Annotated in this window: 17 protein-coding genes; 2 read left to right on the top strand and 15 right to left on the bottom strand. The window is 70.6% G+C overall.

The genetic code is table 11. The annotated features are described in order from the left end of the window. Positions 1-49: 49 nt before the first annotated feature. The 15 genes from KZC50_RS10975 to KZC50_RS10905 all read right to left on the bottom strand — a co-directional run bounded on the left by KZC50_RS10975 (position 50) and on the right by KZC50_RS10905 (position 17,332). Complete coding sequence (locus KZC50_RS10975) at positions 50-1,606, bottom strand: Rieske 2Fe-2S domain-containing protein (protein WP_310891711.1); 1,557 nt, start codon at positions 1,604-1,606, stop codon at positions 50-52. 76 nt (positions 1,607-1,682) lie between these two features. Continuing rightward, positions 1,683-4,646, bottom strand: a complete 2,964-nt coding sequence (locus KZC50_RS10970) for a DEAD/DEAH box helicase (RefSeq protein WP_310891710.1) — start codon at positions 4,644-4,646, stop codon at positions 1,683-1,685. A gap of 59 nt (positions 4,647-4,705) precedes the next feature. Then, a complete protein-coding gene (gene nusB, locus KZC50_RS10965; RefSeq protein WP_053547429.1) occupies positions 4,706-5,116 on the bottom strand; it encodes a transcription antitermination factor NusB in 411 nt (136 codons plus the stop codon). A 3-nt stretch (positions 5,117-5,119) separates the two neighbouring features. Further along, a complete protein-coding gene (efp, locus tag KZC50_RS10960; RefSeq protein ID WP_053547428.1) occupies positions 5,120-5,680 on the bottom strand; it encodes an elongation factor P in 561 nt (186 codons plus the stop codon). Between the two features lie 61 nt (positions 5,681-5,741). Beyond that, positions 5,742-6,209, bottom strand: a complete 468-nt coding sequence (locus KZC50_RS10955; protein WP_310891709.1) for a type II 3-dehydroquinate dehydratase — start codon at positions 6,207-6,209, stop codon at positions 5,742-5,744. Positions 6,210-6,325: 116 nt separating this feature from the next. Then, complete coding sequence (gene aroB / locus KZC50_RS10950; RefSeq protein ID WP_310891916.1) at positions 6,326-7,405, bottom strand: 3-dehydroquinate synthase; 1,080 nt, start codon at positions 7,403-7,405, stop codon at positions 6,326-6,328. A gap of 8 nt (positions 7,406-7,413) precedes the next feature. Then, the gene (locus KZC50_RS10945) at positions 7,414-7,986 is read right to left on the bottom strand and encodes a shikimate kinase (protein ID WP_310891708.1); all 573 of its coding nucleotides are present in this window, start codon (positions 7,984-7,986) and stop codon (positions 7,414-7,416) included. Beyond that, positions 7,973-9,199: a chorismate synthase gene (gene aroC / locus KZC50_RS10940; protein WP_053547425.1), complete on the bottom strand. Its 1,227-nt coding sequence runs from the start codon at positions 9,197-9,199 to the stop codon at positions 7,973-7,975. Before aroC ends, KZC50_RS10945 begins: the two co-directional genes overlap by 14 nt. A gap of 4 nt (positions 9,200-9,203) precedes the next feature. Beyond that, positions 9,204-10,103: a shikimate dehydrogenase gene (locus KZC50_RS10935; RefSeq protein ID WP_310891707.1), complete on the bottom strand. Its 900-nt coding sequence runs from the start codon at positions 10,101-10,103 to the stop codon at positions 9,204-9,206. Next, positions 10,073-11,224 carry an endolytic transglycosylase MltG gene (gene mltG, locus KZC50_RS10930; protein ID WP_301132326.1) on the bottom strand — a complete coding sequence of 384 codons (1,152 nt, stop codon included), beginning with the start codon at positions 11,222-11,224 and terminating at the stop codon, positions 10,073-10,075. The genes KZC50_RS10935 and mltG overlap by 31 nt, the downstream gene beginning before the upstream one ends. A 425-nt stretch (positions 11,225-11,649) precedes the next feature. Then, positions 11,650-12,117 carry a Holliday junction resolvase RuvX gene (gene ruvX, locus KZC50_RS10925; protein WP_053547424.1) on the bottom strand — a complete coding sequence of 156 codons (468 nt, stop codon included), beginning with the start codon at positions 12,115-12,117 and terminating at the stop codon, positions 11,650-11,652. After that, positions 12,114-14,771 (bottom strand): alanine--tRNA ligase, encoded by a 2,658-nt coding sequence (alaS, locus tag KZC50_RS10920; protein WP_310891706.1) that lies wholly within the window; start codon positions 14,769-14,771, stop codon positions 12,114-12,116. Before alaS ends, ruvX begins: the two co-directional genes overlap by 4 nt. Positions 14,772-14,825: 54 nt before the next feature. Further along, a complete protein-coding gene (locus tag KZC50_RS10915) occupies positions 14,826-15,056 on the bottom strand; it encodes an ATPase (protein ID WP_301132329.1) in 231 nt (76 codons plus the stop codon). 111 nt (positions 15,057-15,167) lie between these two features. Beyond that, positions 15,168-15,797: a 30S ribosomal protein S4 gene (gene rpsD, locus KZC50_RS10910; RefSeq protein ID WP_053547503.1), complete on the bottom strand. Its 630-nt coding sequence runs from the start codon at positions 15,795-15,797 to the stop codon at positions 15,168-15,170. 185 nt (positions 15,798-15,982) lie between these two features. Then, positions 15,983-17,332, bottom strand: a complete 1,350-nt coding sequence (locus KZC50_RS10905; RefSeq protein WP_310891705.1) for a replication-associated recombination protein A — start codon at positions 17,330-17,332, stop codon at positions 15,983-15,985. A gap of 114 nt (positions 17,333-17,446) precedes the next feature. Between KZC50_RS10905 and KZC50_RS10900 the strand changes: the two genes are divergently transcribed. Beyond that, positions 17,447-17,761 (top strand): superantigen-like protein SSL4, encoded by a 315-nt coding sequence (locus KZC50_RS10900; protein ID WP_301132332.1) that lies wholly within the window; start codon positions 17,447-17,449, stop codon positions 17,759-17,761. An 89-nt stretch (positions 17,762-17,850) separates the two neighbouring features. After that, positions 17,851-19,125: a DUF349 domain-containing protein gene (locus KZC50_RS10895; RefSeq protein WP_301132333.1), complete on the top strand. Its 1,275-nt coding sequence runs from the start codon at positions 17,851-17,853 to the stop codon at positions 19,123-19,125. Positions 19,126-19,195: the final 70 nt, after the last annotated feature.

Genomic DNA, 19,195 nt, shown 5'->3' with positions numbered 1-19,195 from the left:
CCGCCTCACGGGACGGGATTAAAGGTTGCTGTGGTGATCGCAGGACAGCCTATCGGACGGCGGCATCCTCGGTGACGCGCTGCGAGCGGATCGGGTGCCCGGTCGTGGTCAGGCAGCGTCCGGTCGCCAGGTCCCACTTCCAGTCGTGCAGCGAGCAGGTGAGGACGCCGTCCTCGATCTTGCCGGTCTTGGTGAGGTCCGCACGCAGGTGCGGGCAGCGGCGCTGGACCTGCCAGCCGTCGATCTCGGCATCCTCCGTCTGATCGGACTGCTCGGCGTACCAGTTCTCGACGTACTCGATGCGGTCCCGCGAGAGACACTTCAGGAACGTCGTGAGGAACTCGTTGAACTTGCCCGAGCGCCCCACCTCGAACTGCATCGAGAGGAAGATCGAATTCGACCAGTCGATCTCGCGGTCGCGGATGTTCGTCGATACCAGGTCGGCGGGAATCGTGTACCAGTACACGCACTCCTCCCCCGCGTACTCCCGGAGCTTGGCCTTGGGGAAGTCCACGACCATGTCGAGCTCGCCGATGCGGAAGCGCACCATCCCGCCGACGCCGTTTCGGATCGTCCGCGCCCGCCGCAGCAGCGGCTCCCACCACTCCTTCAGCGCAGCAAGCATCTCCGCGGCCGGCATGATCTCGGCGCGGGTGGCTTCTTCCGCCGCGATCTCCTCCTGACGACTGTCTCGCTGCGCGGCGAGGTACTCCCACTTGTCCTCGAAGATCCCGGCGATCTCCGCTTCGGAGAAGAGCGTCTGCGTGACCGTGACGTCGCTCCCGCGCACCTCGACCTCCGTGCCGGGGAGGAACAGGTGGCCCTTCTGCTCCGGACGGACTTCGGCCATGTGCTGGAGGAACTGGTGCTGGTCGGTGAAGATCGAGTCGTTCTCGAGTCCCGTGCCGTTGTACCGGAACAGCGCATCGCGGAGGAACATCGGCGGCCCGGCCATCGGGAAGACGTGCTCGGCGTCGACCTTCTCGATGTAGTACATCGCGCGCTTGTTCTGCGCGTCGCGCTTCAGCTGGGCGAAGTTCTGCTTGGCGTCCTGCGGCAGGTCGTAGACCATCGGCCACCAGATGGCCCCCGAGACCTGGGTGAAGTAGGCGTCGGGCTTGCCGAAGTCGAACAGCTTCTCAAGGTCCAGCGGGTGGGAGTCGTTCTGGTTCAGCACCGAGGCGGTGCCGTCGTCGACCGAGAGCGACGAGTCGCCGATGGGGCCGTCGCTCGGCGCGCGCAGCGGCGTCACCATGAGCTTCAGCGGCCCGAACTCCAGGGGGACGCCGGCCTCGGTCCGCACCAGGTTGGTGTAGCCGAGGGCGATCAGGTCCTGCTCGAGATCGTCGGTGGGGTACTCCGGCAGAAGCACGCGGATGTCCTTCGAGACGTACCGCTCGAGGAGCGCCGGGTCGAAGTGGTCGCGGTGACGGTGCGAGATGTAGAGGAAGTCCGCGGCACCGTACCGCTCCCAGTCGAGCGCGCGGTTGTCCGGGAACGGAAACCACGAACCGAAGAAGCTGGGGCCGATCACCGGGTCGCAGAGGATCGAGCCCCCCGCGGTCTCGATGAACATCCCGGCGTGCCCGAGGCCTGTGATCTTCATGTCGCTCCTGTCGGAAAAGAACTCTCCGAGTCTACGCGGGCCCCTCCTGGGCGCTCCGTGGGCGAGCCGGGGATAATCACGGCTCCAGCAGAGCGCGGATGTCGGACGCGTCCAGAACGTCGGCGAACGCGGCTCCGTCGTCGAGCACCCCGCGGATGAGCTCGGCCTTGCGCTGCTGGAGTGCGCGCACCTTCTCCTCGATCGTTCCGACGGCGATCAGCCGGTAGACGAAGACGCTCCGACTCTGGCCGATGCGATGCGCGCGATCGACCGCCTGCGATTCGGCAGCCGGGTTCCACCACGGATCGAGGAGGAAGACGTACTCCGCCTCGGTGAGGGTGAGACCGAACCCGCCCGCCTTCAGACTGATGAGGAAGACGGGGGCGCGACCGGAGCGGAACTCCTCCACGACCGCGTCCCGGCCCCGGGTGGTGCCGTCCAGGCGCGTGTGGACGATGCCCGCCTCGCTCAGCCGTGCGCCCGCGAGGTCGAGGAAGGAGGTGAACTGGCTGAAGACCAGCGCCCGGTGACCTTCCGCCCGCACCTCGGCGATGCGCTCCACCAGGACGTCCAGCTTCGCCGAGCCGAGCCCGGCATCGCGATCGTCGATCAGAGCCGGAGCGAGGCTCAACATGCGCAGAAGCGTGAGGGCGCGGAAGACGATGAAGCGCTGCCGGTCCAGGTCGTCCAGGAGCCCGAGGATCTTCTGGCGCTCCCGCTGGAGGACGCGGTCGTAGAGGGCGCGGTGCGCCGGGGAGAGCCGCACCTCAATCTCCTGCTCCTGCTTCGCAGGCAGCTCCGGGGCGACGTGCTCCTTCGTCCGCCGGAGGATGAAGGGCCGCGTACGTCGGCGGAGGTTCTCACGCTGTCGCGCGCGGTGGGAGCGACCGGCCGCGACGGCGAGGGGCGTCGGCGCGTCCCCATCCGTCCGGGTGAGCGGACGGACGTACTCCTCCCGGAAGCGGCGACGCGACGGGAACAGACCGGGCGCTGTGAGCGAGAGCAGCGCCCAGAGATCCTCCACGCTGTTCTCCATCGGGGTGCCCGTCACGGCGAAGACACCGCCGGAGCGGATCGCCGCGACGGCGCGATGGATCCTGGTCGCCGGGTTCTTGACGAACTGCGCCTCGTCGAGGATCAGCCCCGCCCAGGTGAGCGCGGCGAACTCGTCGGCGTCGATGCGGACCACGCCGTAGGACGCTACGACGACGTCCGCCGTGGCGGCGACGTCGAGGACCGTGCGATCACGCCGGGCCGCTGTGCCGTCGATGAGGGCGACACGAAGATCCGGGGCGAATCGCGCCGCCTCCCGACGCCACGTGGTGATCACCGAGGTGGGCGCGACCACCAGCCAGGGGCGCCGCCCGCCGCGCTCCCGGTCGCGGGCGACGAGGCTCAGCAGCTGCAGGGTCTTCCCGAGACCCATGTCGTCGGCGAGGATCCCCCCGAGCCGATGGTCGTGCAAGCGCGCCAGCCACGACAGCCCGTCGCGCTGATACGGACGAAGCGTCGCGCGGATCCCTGTGGGGACATCCGGCGGGGGCGTCGGCGACCCTTCGTCGGCGAACGCGGCGACGAGCGCGCGCCATTCGGCGGCGGCATCCGACTCGTCCGCGAGATCCTCGAAATCCGCCCACAGACTGATCTGGCTCCGCGCGACCCGCGGTCCCGTCTCCCACTCGTCCAGGTCGCCCGCCTCGTCGAGGAGGTCTTTCAGGCGTCGCAGCGCGGGATGACGGAGGGAGAACCATCCGCCGTCGGCGAGCTTCATCCGCGCCCGTCCCCGCGAGAGCGCGCGGAAGAGCGCACCGAACGGGACGGGCCTGCCGTCGATCCACACGAGGATGCCGAGATCGAACCAGTCCGGATCCGACGACGGGACGGCGGTGATCCGGATGCGCGGGTCCCCGCGGAGTGCTTCGGCCGTGGGAGGCGTCCCCTCGACCGTGACGACGATGTCGGGGTGCGCATCCAGCTCCGGGAGGATCGCGGTCGCGAACGCCGCGGCGTCGGCATCGTCGAGGACGGCCGACGGCTGGAACTCGGCACCCGCGGCGCTCCAGAGGCCCTCGAGGAAGGCGATGATCCGCGCTTCGCCCTCGGCGTCACGGACGATGCCGGAGGACGCCGCGTCATCGTCGAAGGCGACGGCGACCCCGGGGTAGCGCCAGCGCATGCCGTACTCGGCGACCCCGTCGTCCCGGTAGGTCACGTCGACGCCCAGGGTCGGTCGATCCTCCGGGGGCGGGGGCACCCCGTCCGCGATCGAGAGCGGCGCCGACCGCGCGAGCCGCGGGTAGGTCTCGACGAGGAACGCGTCCGTGTCGCCCGTCGGCACGTCGACCGCACCGTCGAGGAGCAGACGCGGAAGGGGCATCGGCAAGGGCACCGCTGCGAGGATCAGCCGGACCACGTCACCGCGCGCCTCGGCCGCGTACAGGCCGCATTGCCCGACCGGACGGATCACGGCCGCGTCCGGAGCGAGTCCCGGGAGGTCGATGTCGGCGGACAGGCGAAGGCCTCCCCCGCGACGCGGATCCACTGCGACGCGTGCGCTCGCCGCATCGGCCAGCGTCACCTCCTGGTGCCCCGTCGCAGGCACCAGGGGCACGCCGGCATCCGACGCCGCCTGGAGGTGAGGCCACACATGGGTCGACACGATCTCGTCGAGCACGACCACATCGCCGGTCGTGGGCAGCGGCGCTTCGGGCCGCGCCACCCGGGAGAGGGCGTGCAGCTCGGCGAACCACCGCACCTGGTCGGGACGGAAGCGGGAGGGGCCACGCCGCAGCGACTCCCAGGACACGTCCCCCCGGATCCAGTCCCCGCGGGATCCTCGCATGAGCGGTCGAAGGGCCACATGGAGATCTCCCGCGACGCCGGTCAGCGTCGCGGTGGTCACGGTGGCCACACCACGCGGCTCCCACCGCGCGGGATCGTACGGCTCGCGGCGGCGCAGCTCGAAGCCGAGCGCGAGCGCCTCACCGCCATCGCCGTCGCGCCCGCCGGTGCCGAGGAGGTCGCGCCAGTGGGAGGTCACGGGATCATCCTCGTCGCCGCCGCGGACATCGGCGTGCACCGATCAGGGCTGTCGCCCCGTCACGAGGTGCGGGCGATCCGCCCCAGGATGCCGTGCACGAACGAGCCGGAATCGTCGGTCGAATACTCCTTGGCGAGCTCGACGGCCTCGTCGATCGCGACCGCCGGGGGCACGGCGTCGTTGAAGAGGATCTCCCAGACGCCGATGCGGAGGACCGCGCGGTCGACGGCCGGCATCCGTGCGAGCGACCAGTCCTTGGCGTACGTGGTGATCTGCTCGTCGATCTCATCGCGGTTGTCGATGACACCGTCGACGATCTCGCGGGCGTAGAGCCACGATGCCTCGCGGGCGGGCTCGGCGGCGGCGCGCTTGGCCTCGACGGCGAGCATCACGGGGATGTCCTCGCCGCGCACGTCGGCTTGGAAAAGGATGTCGAGGGCGCGCTTGCGCGCCTTGCTCCGGGCGCTCACGCGTCAGTTGACGCGGCCGAGGTAGTCACCGCTGCGGGTGTCGACCTTGACCTTCGTGCCCTGCTCGACGAACAGCGGCACCTGGATCTCGTACCCGGTCTCGAGCGTCGCCGCCTTGGTGCCCGCCGACGAGCGGTCGCCCTGCAGACCCGGCTCGGTGTAGGTGATCTCCAGCACGACCGACGCCGGAAGCTCGATGTAGAGCGGGTTGCCGTTGTTCAGCGCGATCTGGACCTGCTGGTTCTCCAGCAGGAAGTTCGCCGCGTCTCCGACGGTCGCGGCCGGGACCGTGAGCTGGTCGTAGTCGGCGACGTCCATGAAGACGAAGCCTTCACCGTCGTTGTAGAGGTAGGTGAAGTCGCGGCGGTCGACGTTCTCGGTCTCGATCTTCGCGCCGGCGTTGTAGGTCTTGTCGACGACCTTGCCGGTGACGACGTTCTTCAGCTTGGTGCGCACGAACGCGCCGCCCTTGCCGGGCTTGACGTGCTGGAACTCCACGACGCTCCAGAGCTGACCGTCGATGTTGAGGACGACGCCGTTCTTGATGTCTGCGGTGGATGCCATGAGGTGGAATGTCCGTTCGTTGGGATTCGGGGCACGCGCCGAGCGCGGCCGACAGTCGATTCTACGGGACGCCTCCCGCGGCACCGTCCCCTGTGATGAGGGCGATCAGCGCGTCGGTCGCGCGGCCGTACCCGGCGATCCCCTCGCCGATGACATGGACGACGGCGACATCCCGCACGTAGGAGAACTGGCGGAACGACTCGCGCGCGGCGATGTCGGAGATGTGGACCTCCGCGACAGGGAGGGAGACGCCGGCGAGGGCGTCCCGCAGAGCGACGGAGGTGTGGGTCAATCCACCGGGATTGATGACGATGCCGGCACAGTCCGCGCGTGCGGCGTGGATCGCGTCGATGAGGACGCCCTCGTGGTTGCTCTGGAGCGCGCGGATGTCGAATCCCCGGCGTGCCGCCCGATCCCGGACGAGGTCCTCGACATCCGCGAGGGTCTCGCGTCCGTAGATCTCCGGCTGGCGGGTGCCCAGGAGGTTCAGGTTCGGGCCGTTGACGAGCAGCAGGCGGCGTTCGGTCACGCGATCACCCTAGCCGCGCACGATCGCGGAGATGTGCGGGATGACGGATGCCGGAGGCCTCATCGATCCGTGATCTCGCACATCGCCGCGATCTCGCGCGCCGGCGGACTCGTTCGTCACCCGGCGACCTCCTGGTACGCCGCGAACAGCAGCGACTCGTCGGGCGCGCGCAGCACGGTGGGCCGGGCGATGTCGTCCAGCACGATGAAGCGCAGCATCCCGCCTCGGCTCTTCTTGTCGCGCTGCATCGTGGCCAGCAGCTGCGGCCACGCGCCCGCGCGATAGGTCGTCGGCAGCCCGAGGCTCTCGAGGATCGTCCGGTGCCGCTGCGCCGATGCGTCATCGAGGCGACCGGCCAGACGCGACAGCTCGGCGGCGAAGACCATGCCGATGGAGATGGCGGCACCGTGACGCCATCGGTAGCGCTCGGCGTGCTCGATGGCGTGCCCGAGCGTGTGCCCGTAGTTCAGGATCTCGCGGAGCCCCGCTTCGCGGAGATCCTCCCCCACCACACGGGCCTTCATCTCGATGGCCAGCTCGACGCAGCGACGGAATCCCGCGCTGCGCGGATCGACTGCGGCGACGGGGTCCGCCTCGATGATGTCGAGGATCTCGGGCGCCGAGATGAAACCCGCCTTGACGACCTCGGCGAAACCCGCGGTCCGCTCGTTCGCCGACAGCGAGTCGAGCAGGTCGAGATCGCACACCACCGCACGCGGCGGCCAGAACGCACCCACGAGGTTCTTGCCCTCGGCGGTGTTGATGCCGGTCTTGCCTCCGACCGCCGCGTCGACCATCGCGAGCACCGTGGTGGGCACCTGGACGACGGCGACTCCGCGCAACCACGTCGCGGCGACGAAACCGGCGAGATCCGTCACCGCTCCCCCGCCGAAGCCGATGACGGCGTCGGTGCGGGTGAAGTCCGCCTGCCCGAGCACCTGCCAGCAGAATGCGGCGACCTCGACGCGCTTGCCCTGCTCGGCGTCGGGGATCTCGGCCAGCAGGACCTCCCGCCCACCTTCGAGCAGCTGCTGGCGCAGTGCACCCGCGCGCTCGGCGAGGGTGGGGGCGTGGACGATCAGGACCTTGCGGGTCGCGGCCGGCAGGGCATCCTCGACACGGTCCAGGATGCCGCGACCGACGAGGATGTCGTACCCGTCGTCACCGGCGACGGAGATCGTGGTGGTGTCGGTCACGGACTCGGTCACGAGGACTCCTTGGAAGAGCGGGACGACACGGCGGTCGTCGGGGAGGTCGAGGGGGCGTCGGTGCCGCGTACCCAGGCGGTGACGGCATCCACCACCCGTGAGAGGGGGCCGCGCGAGGTGTCGAAGGTCACGTCGGCGACGCTGTCGTACAGCGGGCGCCTCTCGGTCCAGATCCGGTGCCAGCGCTCCAGAGCGTCGTCGCCGGCGAGAAGCGGGCGATCGTCGCCGTGCAGGCGTCCGGCCACCGTCTGCGGGCTCACGGTGAGGAGGACCACGCGATGGGTCTCGAGGAGGGACCGGGTGCGCGCGTCGAGGATCGCGCCGCCCCCGAGGGCGACGACACCACCCGCGCGGAGCGCCTCGGCCACAGCGTGATGTTCGAGCTCGCGGAAGTGCGCTTCGCCGTGCTCCACGAAGATCTGCGGGATCGGTCCGTGGTCCCGCACCACGATCTTGTCGGTGTCGCTGAAGCCCACGCCGAGGTCGCGCGCGACACGACGCCCGATGCTGGTCTTGCCGGCTCCCATCGGACCGACGAGGACGATCGCCCCGCTCTCAGGAGAGGTCATGCGTGGCGAGGACCGCGTCGACGTCCGCGCTCGAGCGGAGCGTCTCCGGGATCGCGGCGAGGTAGGCCTCGAGGTTGCGACGCGTCTCGCCGATGCTGTCGCCGCCGAACTTCTCCAGCACCACGTCGGCCAGGACGATGGCGACCATGGCCTCCGCCACGACGCCGGCAGCCGGGACGGCGCAGACGTCCGAGCGCTGGTGGTGCGCGGCCGCGGTCTCGCCGGTGGCGACGTCGACGGTGCGGAGGGCCCTCGGGATCGTCGCGATGGGCTTCATGCCCGCTCGGACGCGCAGCGGGGTGCCGGTCGACATCCCGCCTTCGGTGCCGCCCGCCTTGTCCGTGGCGCGGGTGATGCCCTGCGCCGCGGCGAAGAGCTCGTCGTGCGCGTCGGATCCCCGACGCGTGGTGGTGAGGAAGCCGTCGCCGACTTCGACGCCCTTGATGGCCTGGATGCTCATGAGGGCGTGCGCGAGCTTGGCGTCGAGGCGACGGTCCCAGTGGACGTGGGATCCGAGCCCCGGCGGCAGACCGTAGGCGAGCACCTCGACGATGCCGCCGAGGGTGTCGCCGTCCTTGCGTGCGGCATCCACCTCCGCGACCATGCGCGCGCTCGTCTCGGGATCGAAGCACCGCAGCGGATCCGCGTCGAGACCGTCCACGTCGTCCGGCGTCGGGACCGCCCGACCCTCGGGGACACGGACCGGACCGATTGAGAGCGTGTGGCTGACCAGACGGATGCCGAGCTCGCCGAGGAAGGCCCGGGCGACGGCACCGAGCGCGACCCGGGCGGCGGTCTCGCGGGCGCTGGCGCGCTCGAGGATCGGGCGCGCCTCGTCGAAGTCGTACTTCTGCATCCCGACGAGGTCGGCGTGGCCGGGTCGCGGACGGGTGAGGGCCGCCCCGCGTCCGCGCGAGCGTTCGGTGAGCTCGGTGGGCTCCGCGCTCATCACCTCGACCCATTTGGGCCACTCGGTGTTCCCGATGCGCAGGGCGACGGGGCTCCCGAGGGTGCGTCCCTGGACGACCCCCGACGAGATGGACAGATCGTCCTCCTCGAACTTCATCCGTGAGCCGCGACCGTAGCCGAGCTTGCGGCGCGCGAGGTCCGCTTGGATCGCGGCACGCGAAACGGGGATGCCGGAGGGGAGGCCCTCCATGATGGCGACGAGTTCGGGGCCGTGCGATTCGCCGGCCGTGAGCACGCGGAGCATTGGTCTAGTCTCCCACGTCGTCCGGGTCGGATGACGCCGCGAGCGGACCTTCGGCGGCGGAGCGCATCGCCGACAGCACCGCCGCCTCCTCCGGAAGGGGTGTCTCGGCCTCACCGGAGGTGAAGATGCGCACCTGCCGGACGGCCTGGTGCAGCAGCATCCCGAGGCCGGACAGTGCGGCGCCCCCTTCGCTCTGCCACAGCTCGGCCAGAGGCGTCGGCCAGTGCCCGTAGACGACGTCCAGGAGGAGGCCCCCGTTCCGGGCCAGCCGGATGCCGTCGGCCTCGGGCACCGCGGCATCACCCGGGAGGGTGGCGACCGTCACGGGCACCGGTGTCCGGGCGGCGGCGTCGAACGGGACCCCGACCACACGCACGCCGAGTGCCTCGCCCAGGACGGTCAGCGGTTCGACCGCGTCGGGGCGCCGCGCGACGATCTCGATCCTGCGGGCGCCCATCTCCGCCAGCGCGACCAGCGCGGACGTCGCGGTGGCGCCGGCTCCGATGATGCGCGCGGAGGTCACCGCGTCGATTCCGGACTCGGCGAGAGCGGCGACGATGCCACCGACATCGGTGTTGAATCCGCGCGGTCCCCCGGAGTCCAGAAGCAGGGTGTTCACCGCACCGGTGAGCTGCGCGTGCCGATCGTGCGTCACGGCGGTGCGGTGCGCGATCGACTTGAGCGGCATCGTCAGCGACAACCCGCGCCACCGGGCGTCGAGCCCGGCGAGGGCGTCCGCGAACCCTGCCACGTCGACCCGGCGGCGCGAGTAGCGCCAGTCGAGACCGAGCACCCGATAGGCCGCAGCGTGCAACTGGGGCGACCGACTGTGAGCGATCGGATCGCCCCAGACAGCCAGCCGGTCGCCGGTGGTCAGCACCCCGAGTCCGGGTTGTCGCGGCACCACGCCTGCCACTGCGCCACGGCGGCGTTGTGGTCGGCGAGATTGTTCGTGAACACCGTCTCCCCCGAGTCGAGGTTCACGGTGACGAAGTACAGCCAGTCGCCGTCGGCGGGGTTCAGAGCCGCGGCGATCGCTACGTCGCCGGGGTTGGCGATCGGTCCGACGGGCAGGCCCGTCCGCACGTAGGTGTTCCACGGGTTGTCGTCGAACTGCGCCTCTGCGGAGGTGCTCGCGCTTCCCGCGTGCATCTCGCCGTACCCGTACTGCGCCGTCGAGTCCATCTGCAGGAGGCCGAAGGTCTCCTGGTTGGTCGGATCCAGGCGATTCTGGATGACGCGCGAGACCTTCTGCATGTCGGCCTCGAATCGTGCTTCGCGCTGGATGATCGACGCGATGGTCAGGATCTCCTCGCGATCCTCCACAGGCACGCCGGCGGAGTCGAGCGACTGCACCGTCCGGTCGACCAGACGCTGGATGACCTGCGGGGCGGTCGTCCCCGGGTCGAAGGTGTACGTGGCTGGGAAGAGCCAGCCCTCGAGCGTGTCCGCCTGAACCCCGTACGCGGACGGGTCGGCGACCGCGGCTTGGAACTCCTCCAGCGGGATGCCGGTTCCGTCGGCCAAGCGCGTGAGCGACTGCTCCACCGTGAGCCCCTCCGGAAGCTGCGCGGAGTCCTCCATCTTGTTCTCGGGGTTCAGCAGCGCCTCGAGGGCCGCCTCGGAGGTCATCTGTCGCTGCAGTGCGTAGACCCCCGGCTGGAACGGGGGGTTCTGCGCCGTCGCGATGAGGTAGTCGTAGAAGGCTCCCGGGGTCTTGGTGACGCCCGCGTCGAAGAGCGACTGGGAGATCGGTCCGCCGCTGTCACCGCTGGCGATCGTGACGAACGCCTCGCCGTTGGCCATGCCGGGCTCGAAGTCCTTCGGCTCCTCCCAGCCCATGACGGCGCGGATCTGGGTCTCGTAGGTGTTCCACACCCACAGGCCGCCCGCGGCGACACCTCCGACGACGACGAGCACGAGGGCCAAGGCGATCCACGCGCCGACCCGTCGGCGCCGACGGGGAGCAGGGGGCGTGGGTCCCATCTCCTCGGCGGCGTGCTCCTGCGCGAAGAGGTCCTCCAACGTGGCCGTGCTCGCCGAGCTTCGCGCCGCGCGCGCGGGTCGCTCCGCGGCAGGGGGGTACGAGGACGCCGTCGCGGCGGACCCTCGACTCGGCGTCGCCGGCGCCGGGGGACGAGTGATCGCGGGCGTCGACGCGGATGCGGACTCCCCGGGGCTCGCCGTCGTCTTCGGCTCATCTGCGCGAATCGGGGACTCGGCACCCGCGTCCGGAGTCCTGCGAGCCTGGCGCCGCGTGAGCGGAGGATCAGCGGATGCCGGTGTCTGGCCGGTCGGGCTCGGCACGGGGTCCGTCCCGTGCTCATCGGCGCGGCGCTCCGCGGGGGCGCCTCGCCCCGCAGTCGGGCCGGCGCCGTCGCCGGTGGACCGGGTCCGCGGGTCGGGCAACTTGCCGAACAGGTCCGCGAACGGATCGGTGTCGTGGGGCATCAGGGAGACTCCTGGGGGACGGGTGTGCCAGGTGGGCGCCCCGTGCTCTTCTCCACATCGAGTGCATGCTGCAGGAGCACGACCGCGGCGACCTGATCCACAATGCTACGAGACGAACGCTGGCTCTTGCCTGCATTGCGCAGAACGGCGTGCGCGCTCACCGTCGACAGACGCTCGTCGACGAGGCGGACGGGACGGGCGGCACGAGCGGCGAGCTCCGCCGCGAAGCCTCGCGCGTCGGTCGTGGAGGCGGTGTCCTCACCGCGCAGATTGGTGGGGAGGCCCACCCAGATCTCCGTTGCGGAGTACTCCTCCGCCAAGGCCGCGATGCGTGCCACCGCGGCGTCGTCACGCGGCACGGTCTCGATCGGGGTCGCGAGCAGTCCGTCGGGGTCGCAGCGCGCGACGCCGACGCGGGCGCGGCCGACGTCGATGCCGAGCCGCACGCCGCGGCGGAAGCCGCTCACGCGCTCAGGGCCTCCGTCACGGCGGTCAGCGCCGCCGGCAGAGCAGCGGCATCCGTTCCGCCGCCCTGGGCGACGTCGTCGCGTCCGCCGCCGCCGCCGCCGAGGACGCCGGCGGCGATCTTCACGAGGGCACCCGCCTTGGCGCCCGTCGCCCGCGCGGCGTCGTTCGTCGCCGCGATGACCACGGGACGACCGCCGACCTCCGCACCGAGCACGACGACGGCGGCATCGCTTCCGAGGCGGTCGCGCACCTGCAGCGCGAGGGTCCGCACGTCGTCGGCGGAGGATGCCGTGCCGAGCGACTCGGCCACCACCGTGACCGCACCGAACCGACGCGCGGCGGCCTGCAACGCGGGCGCCCGCTCGCCCAGCGACTTCGCCTCGAGGGCGGCGATGCGCTTCTCGGCGGCCTTCAGGTTCGCCGTCAGCTCGGCGATGCGCGCCGGGAGCTGCTCGCGCGGCGTCTTCAGCGTCGACGACAGCTGGGACACGAGGGCGCGTTCCGCTGCGAGGGAGCGGAACGCCTCGAGACCGACCAGGGCCTCGACGCGACGGTTCGATGCGCCCACGGAGGACTCGCCGATCAGGTTGATCAGCCCCACCTCGGAGCTGCGGGACACGTGCGTACCGGCGCACAGCTCACGCGACCAGGGGCCACCGATGTCGACCATGCGGACGCTGTCCCCGTACTTCTCACCGAACAGGGCCATCGCGCCCAGTGCCTTCGCCTCGTCGAGCGGAAGGACCCGGGTCTGCACCTCGAGGTTGTCCCGCACGGCGTTGTTGGCGATCTCCTCGATCTCGGTCCGGGTCGCCTCCGACAGCGCCTGGCTCCACGAGAAGTCGAATCGCATGTAGCCGGCGCGGTTGAGCGAACCCGCCTGCGTGGCGGTCTTGCCCAGCGTGTCGCGCAGCGCCGCGTGGACGAGGTGAGTCGCCGAATGCGCCTGGCGTGCGGCGCGACGGTTGGCCGCGTCCACCACCGACGTCGCGGGCTGGCCCACGCCGACCTCGCCGGAGAGCACCTCGACGGTGTGACTGGTGAGACCGGGGACCGGCCGCTGGACGTCGAGCACCTCGAGCTCGTAACCGGGCCCGATGATGACGCCCTTGTCGGCGACCTGACCGCCCGACTCGGCGTACAGCGCCGTCTCGGCGAGCACCACCTCCGCGATCTGCCCGACCGTCGCGCGGTCGGCGGGGTGGCCGTCCACGAGGATGCCGAGCACCCGCGATTCGGTCTCCAGGTCCGAGTAGCCGGTGAAGACCGTCTCGCCCTGCGCGCGCAGGGCGCGGTAGACACTCGTGTCGGCGAGCTGCTTCTTCCGGGAGCGCGCGTCGGCCTTCGCTCGGTCGCGCTGCTCCGCCATCAGCGTGTCGAACGCCGCGCGGTCGACCGTCAGGCCGGCCTCCTCGGCGATCTCGAGCGTGAGGTCGATCGGGAATCCGTAGGTGTCGTGCAGCAGGAAGGCTTCCGATCCGGCCACCGAGGATCGCCCGGCCGCCTTGGAGGTGGCGAGCGACTCGTCGAGGATCGCCGATCCGGACGCCAGCGTGCGCAGGAACGTCGCCTCCTCCGCGAGGGCGTACTGGGAGATGCGCGCCCAGTCCGTCTCGACCTCGGGATAGGCATCCTTCATCGCATCGCGGGATGCCGCGAAGAGCTCGGCGAAGGTGGGCCCGTCCACGCCGAGAAGGCGCATCGAGCGGATCGCGCGCCGCATCAGGCGGCGCAGGATGTACCCGCGCCCGTCGTTGGAGGGGGTGACGCCGTCGGCGAGCAGCATGAGCGAGGAACGCACGTGGTCGGCCACGACGCGGAAGCGCACGTCGTCCTCGTGGACGGCGCCGTAGGTGCGACCCGACAGCTCGACCGCCTTGTCGAGGACCGGACGCACCTGGTCGGTCTCGTACATGTTGTCCACGCCCTGCTTGATGAACGCGACGCGCTCCAGCCCCATGCCGGTGTCGATGTTCTTCGCAGGGAGTTCGCCGACGATATCGAAGTCGTACTTCGACCGGACGTTGGTGATCTCGTACTGCATGAACACGAGGTTCCAGATCTCCACGTATCGGTCGTCGTCCGTGGCCGGGCCCCCGTCGACGCCATAGGCGGGACCGCGGTCGAAGAAGATCTCCGAGCAGGGGCCCGCGGGGCCGGGAAGACCCGTCGACCAGTAGTTGGTGTCCTTGCCCAGGCGCTGGATCCGCTCCTCGGGGAGGTCGGTGAGCCGCAGCCACAGATCGTGCGCTTCGTCGTCCTCCTCGTAGACCGTCACCCACAGATCGGCCGGGTCGAAGGCGAGTCCGCCCTCCTCTTCGGGCGAGGTCAGCAGGCCCCACGCGAAGCGGATCGCGCCCTCCTTGAAGTAGTCGCCGAACGACCAGTTGCCGAGCATCTGGAAGAACGTTCCGTGACGCGGGGTCTTGCCGACCTCCTCGATGTCGAGGGTCCGGATGCACTTCTGGTTGTCTGCGGCGCGCTTGTAGGGCGCGGGCACGTCACCCGACAGATACGGGATGAACGGGACCATCCCGGCCACGGTGAACAGCAGCGCCGGATCGTCGGTGACCAGGGAAGCCGAGGGAACGATCACGTGATCGTTCTTGCGGAAGTAGTCGAGGTAGCGCTGGGCGATCTCGGCGGTCTTCATGTGGGGTCCTTGCAGCACGGGCACACGCGTCCCCCGAAAGGGCACGGATGCGGTTCAGTCGGTGAGCTTTTCGGCGGCCTTGCCCGCCGCGGTGACGGCGTCGTCCACGGCGCCGGCGAAGCGGGCTTCCTGCTCGCGGTACGCGTCGCCGATGCGATCGGTGAACTCGGAGATCCTCGCATCGACCTCGGCGAGCACCTCGTGCCCGCGCGGGTCCTTGTTGACCAGATGCGCGAGCACGAACCCGCTCGCGATACCGAACACGAACCAGAAGACGTTCTTCATGTCACCACTTCCTCGCAGCCCCCATCCGCCGGGCCGCGGCATCCCCATCGTAGGCGGAAACAGCGGAGGGCGCCGGGTTTCCCCGACGCCCTCCGGCCTGTTGACGGTGCGTCAGCGGGCCGCGTAGTACTCGACGACCAGCTGGACGTCGCAGACCACGGGGACCTCGGCGCGCTTCGGGCGACGCACGAGACGCGCCTGCAGCTTGTCGAGCTCGACCTCGATGTAGCCCGGAACGGGGGGCAGCACCTCGGCGTGCCCGCCGGCGGCGGCGACCTGGAAGGGCTCGGTGCCCTCGCTCTTCGCCTTCACGTGGATGAGCTGACCCGGCTTCACGCGGAACGACGGGCGGTCCACGAGCTCGCCGTCGACGAGGATGTGGCGGTGCACGACGAGCTGGCGGGCCTGCGCGGTGGTGCGGGCGAAGCCGGCACGCAGGACGAGCGCGTCCAGACGCATCTCGAGCAGCTCGACGAGGTTCTCACCCGTCAGGCCGTCCTTGCGACGGGCCTCGTTGAAGGTGTTGCGCATCTGCTTCTCGCGGATGCCGTACTGCTCGCGCAGACGCTGCTTCTCACGCAGACGGACGGCGTAGTCGCTGTCGGCCTTGCGCTTGGTGCGACCGTGCTCACCCGGCGCGTAGGGACGCTTCTCGAGGTAGCGGGCGGCCTTCGGGGTGAGGGCCACGCCGAGGGCGCGGGACAGACGGACCTTGCGGCGGTCCTGGGACTTCGTTGCCACGAAGACTTCCTTCCGATACGCGGCCGTGCGAGTCACGGCCTGCGGGCGTATCCCCCCTCGTCGCCCGTCTGGACTGCACGCCGGAGCACGCCAGAAGGTCGGTGTCAGAAGAGGGGGATGCCCGAAAACTCGGTTTCGAGCCGTCCCATGCTACCAGAGCCACGTCGGCCGCCCCGGCGGAGCACTCAGTCCCCGTCGACGATGCGACGGATCTTCTCCAAGCGCGCGCCGATGTCCCGCTCCTGGCCACGCGGTGTCGGGTCGTAGTAGCGACGGCCGCGAAGCTCGTCGGGAAGATACTGCTGCGCGACGACGCCCACGTCGCTGTCGTGCGGGTAGCGATAGCCCTTCCCGTGGCCGAGCCTCTTGGCACCCGGATAGTGCGCGTCGCGAAGGTGCAGGGGCACCCGGCCGAATCCCCCGGCGCGGACGTCGGCGATCGCGCGATCGATCGCGAGATACGCGGCGTTCGACTTCGCCGTGGTGGCGAGGTACGCGGTCGCCTCGGCGAGCGGGATCCGTCCTTCCGGCATCCCGATGAACTGCACCGCATCGGCGGCGGCGACCGCGATCACCAGCCCCTGAGGATCGGCGAGTCCGATGTCCTCCGAGGCGGAGATGATCAGACGGCGGGCGATGAAGCGCGGGTCCTCCCCCGCCTCGATCATCCGTGCGAGGTAGTGCAGAGCCGCGTCCGGGTCGGACCCCCGGATCGACTTGATGAACGCGCTGATGACGTCGTAATGCTCATCGCCCTGACGGTCGTAGCGCAGCAGGGCACGATCGACCGCCTGCGCGACGTGATCGGCCGTGATCTCCGGGCGCCGATCCGCGTCATCCTCGCCGTCCTCGTCGTCCGGAGCCTCCGCGAGGGATGCCGCCGCCTCGAGTGCCGTCAGGGCGCGGCGGGCATCGCCGGAGGCCAGTCGCACGAGGGCCTCCCGCGCCTCGGCGAGCAGCGTCACGGCGCCGTCGAGGCCCCGGGGATCCTCGACGGCGCGGTCCAGGAGCGACCCGAGCTGATCGTCGGTGAGGGGACGCAGGGTGAGCAGGAGCGAGCGCGACAGCAGGGGGGAGATGACGGAGAACGACGGATTCTCGGTCGTGGCGGCGATGAGCACCACCCACCCGTTCTCGACCCCCGGAAGCAGGGCATCCTGCTGCGCTTTCGTGAAGCGGTGGATCTCGTCGAGGAAGAGGATCGTCGACTGGCCGTACATGTCGCGCTGCGTGACGGCCTCCTGCATGACTTCGCGGACGTCCTTCACACCGGCCGTGACGGCTGACAACTCCACGAACCGTCGGCCGGAGGATCGCGCGATGGCCTGCGCCATGGTCGTCTTGCCGGTTCCGGGCGGCCCCCAGAGGATCACCGAGGACGCCGTCCGCCCGGTCGTCCCGGCGTCGGCGAGCGTGACGAGCGGAGACCCCGGCCGGAGAAGATGCTCCTGACCCGCCACTTCGTCCAGCGACGCGGGGCGCATGCGCACCGCCAGCGGCGTCTGCCCCTGGAAGAGCGCGGCGGAGGTACTCACCCGCCCAGGCTAATCGCCGGTACAGACACCGCCGCCCAGGTTTGGGCGCTCCCCCGCCCGCGCCGTAGGATCGGGCCGATCGAGCAGGCCCGTGCTCGTCGTAGAGGAGAACCGGTGGCCCAGGCGAAGGACCGACAGGCGCGAGAGCGCGCGCGGCTGTATCAGGCGCGAACGGAGTTCCACCGTTCGCAGGGCGCCCGGCGCCGCCGCGACAACCTCATCGGCGTCGTCGTGGGAGGCCTCCTGATCCTCGCCGCCGTCGGTGTGCAGACGGTCTACTTCACCGCCGGGCCGGGCGTTCCCGCGCCGACCGAGACTCCCGCACCCGTGGAATCCCCCGCGCCGACGCAGACTCCCGCACCCTCCGACGAGACTTCGCCGGCACCGTCCGAGGACGCGCCGGCGCCGACGCCGGCACCCACCGAGTGAGTCGGCCTCCGGCCGGACGGGCCCGCGTACTAGGCTGAGGAGCCGTTCATTCCCCCACAGGCGGAGAGATCCGCGATGAGGTGCATCCCGTGACTGCCGAAGCAGAATCCCGATCCGAAACCGCCAACGACGCCGCGTCGACCGAGCCCTGGGGACGCGTCGACGACGACGGCACCGTCTCGGTCCGTGAAGCCGCGGGGTGGCGCGTGGTCGGCCAGTATCCCGACGGCTCGACCGAAGAGGCGCTGGCCTACTTCGAGCGCAAGTACGCCGACCTCGCTTCCGAGGTGACTCTGCTGGAGGTTCGGCACCGCCGGGGCGGTGCGTCCGCCTCCGACCTGCGTTCCGCGGCGAAGACCGTCGCCGGCAAGCTGGACGGGGCGGCCGCCGTCGGCGACCTCGCGTCGCTCGAGGCGCGCGTGGCCGCGCTCGTCGACGCGCTGGCCGCGGCATCCGAGACCGAAGCCGCCGCCGCCCGCGAAGCGGTCGACGAGGCGGTGCGCGAGCGCACCGCGGTCGTCGAGGCAGCCGAAACGCTCGCCGCGCGCGACCCGCGTACCGTGCAGTGGAAGCAGGCGTCCGCCGAGATGACGGCGCTGTTCGATCAGTGGCAGTCCCAGCAGCAGAACGGCCCCCGCCTCCCGAAGGCGACCGCTCAGCAGCTCTGGAAGCGCTTCCGCGATGCGCGTGCGAGCGTCGACAAGCACCGGCGCGAGTTCTACGCAGAGCTCGACGAGGCCCACAAGGCCGTGCGCGACCGCAAGACCCGGCTCGTCGAACGCGCTGAAGCCCTCGCGCCGCGCGGCGAGGAGGGCATCCCCGCGTATCGCGACCTCCTCGACGAGTGGAAGGGCGCCGGTCGAGCCGGCAAGAAGGCCGACGACGCGCTCTGGGCGCGCTTCAAGGCCGCCGGTGACGCCCTGTACTCGGCGCGCGGCGAGCGGGAGGCGGCCGATGCCGAAGCCTCCCGCGAGAAGATCGAGGCCAAGCGCGCGTTGCTCGTCGAAGCCGGCGCCGTCGCGGACGAGCGGGACATCGCCAAGGCCCGTCAGCTCCTCACCGGGATCCAGCGGCGCTGGGACGAGATCGGTCGCGTGTTCCCGCGGGACGCCGAGCGCGCGCTCGACGACGACCTCCGCAAGATCGAGCAGGCGCTACGCGGTCGCGAAGAGGTCGACTGGAAGCGGAACAACCCCGAGACGAAGGCGCGGGCCAACGACATGACCCGCCAGCTCACCGACGCGATCGCCAAGCTCGAGGCGGACGTGGCGACGGCCGAGGCCTCCGGGGACAAGAAGGCCCTCGCACGCGCGACCGAGGCCCTCGAGGCCCGGCGCGCCTGGCTCTCCGCCCTGGGCCTCTGACACCTCACTGACCGGGAGATATCCACAGGAGCGGAGCCCGGGCCGCTGCATCGTGGCGATGCAGGGCACA

The sequence above is a fragment of the Microbacterium aurantiacum genome, from assembly GCF_031625015.1.
In the GTDB taxonomy this organism is placed as follows: domain Bacteria; phylum Actinomycetota; class Actinomycetes; order Actinomycetales; family Microbacteriaceae; genus Microbacterium; species Microbacterium aurantiacum.
The sequence above is the reverse complement of the archived record's forward strand: the minus strand, read 5'-3'. Positions and strand labels throughout refer to the sequence as shown.